Here is a 1966-nt window from a genome sequence, read left to right as displayed (position 1 = left end):
TATATGCTTTGAGCACATAAAAACTCAAAAAACCGATGGAGATGGCTTTAGCGATCGCCATCATAAGCGATCGCCAGTATATAGCAATCCTAAATGGTTTGTGGAAGCGCACCCCTTCGGGGTGCGCTTCCACAAACCCCAAAATCTACAAATGATTTAGGATAGCTATAATACCAATTTCCAAAATGGCAACGCCATTTTGGAAATCTCAAAACCTTACTGGGTTGGGTTTTTAATTCACGAAAGTGTTGTCACACTTTCGTGAATTGGTATTAAGATGGTGGGAACAGGAGAATTCTCCCCCAATCGCATGATTTTTATAGATTTCGCAATGGAGTTTCCTGACCGTAAATAAATTTACGCTCCAAATTATTGCCAAGGAACCATAGAGCGATCGCGATCGCCACGACAATCGAACCAATACCTATCACGGTTATATTCGCTGGGGCAACCCAGAAACTAAGTAAGGGAATAACCGTCCATGCGATCGCGGCGATCGTCATACTTGCGGTTTTGAGTCTGCGAACATTTCGCAAAGCTTGACGGCAACTCGCACATTTAGAAGTATGGGAATGATAGCGATTTAGGAGAACTTCCTTAACTAAGGGGGCGGCTAGTTGCTGACCAGCAAATGGATCGGCTTGATAGCGGCTGACCCATTTCCGTAATTCAGTCACATAGTTATCGGCTGAGGTAGCAAGATAAAAAGCTTTTGCATGATTGACACGATCTTCCATCTTGGCAAGAGCCTGTTCGAGATAGCGCTCTTGGTAATGTAAGAAGATCTGGTCATCCTCAAGGATTCCATTCTGTCCAATATGGGAATACCAACGAGGAGTAATGCCAATAAAGAAACGAGGAATAGCCGAACTAAATTGAAAAGGAAATCTTGCAAATAACCGACATTCTCCCTTACGGGTCGGTGTCGCATAAACGGCGGTAATGGTTCTCCCAAATTGTTTAGAAGTCAAATCGTGCCACATCAGAGAAGGCGCAATAAAAGTAGTATCTTGCCTTCCTAACTTTCCTCGTCTCGGACCTTCTTCCCAAGTCCCTTTAAATCCATATTTTTCGGTTTCGAGAACTTCTAAAACCATCGGCGCGGCATTAGCACGATTGCCAACGGACTTATGATGGGTAAAGGGAAGATGGCTGGCATCGAGAACATTTTCTAAAAGGGTAATCGCATCGTAGGGAAGATCGCGAAAGGTTCCGAAAAGAGTCCATTTATCAGTTTCAGTCTCGAGGGGTTCGATAATGGGGATTTTGACTTGAGGTGCATTTTCGGGTTTACCCGCGTAGATAAATAGCAGTCCTTGTCGTTCCGCTGTGGGCAGGGATGACACGCAAGCTCGCTTTGAAGTATGGGCGGTTCCTCCTTCAGGTTGCTGCGGTATGCGATCGCAACTGCCATCGCCCTTAAAGGCCCAGCCATGATAGGGACATTCGAGTAAACCATCTTCGGCAATTCTACCTTCCGATAGAGGTACGAGGCGATGCGGACAGCGATCGTCGAAGGCTTGCCATGCATTACTATGGCGATCCCACCAAATGACAAGATCCCGCTCTAGCAAAGTAAATTTGGCAGGTTTAGTTTTATCTAAGTCTTCCAGATAAAAAACGGGATACCATACCTCCAGCCAATCAAAGCGATCTGGATCTCGTCCGCCCGCTGGCAATATTTCGGCGCAATTAATATTCAAGCTATTTAGGCTATTGCTTACAGGATGGGGATCGTCTATCAGTAAGGTATTTGCAGTCATGGTTACAGCCAAACTTTTAACTTCTTATTTTAACATTGTAAAGTTATGTATAGCTGCCGCCAACTGTATCAGGACATAAAACCGCAAAGAGAGTTGCCGCGCTCCGCGCGGCAACTCTCTTTGCGGTTTTGATTTTGTCCTAACAAAAATGGCAGCGGCTATATAGTTTAGCTTGCGATCGCCAAAATTGCAGGGACTTAATA

General features: G+C 45.0%; 1 protein-coding gene. It reads right to left on the bottom strand.

Translation table 11 applies throughout. The annotated features are described in order from the left end of the window. Positions 1-317: 317 nt before the first annotated feature. Positions 318-1763, bottom strand: a complete 1446-nt coding sequence (locus AC805_RS15155) for a Rieske 2Fe-2S domain-containing protein (protein WP_055076196.1) — start codon at positions 1761-1763, stop codon at positions 318-320. Positions 1764-1966: the final 203 nt, after the last annotated feature.

The organism is Pseudanabaena sp. 'Roaring Creek' (assembly GCF_001402795.1).
In the GTDB taxonomy this organism is placed as follows: domain Bacteria; phylum Cyanobacteriota; class Cyanobacteriia; order Pseudanabaenales; family Pseudanabaenaceae; genus Pseudanabaena.
The sequence above is the reverse complement of the archived record's forward strand: the minus strand, read 5'-3'. Positions and strand labels throughout refer to the sequence as shown.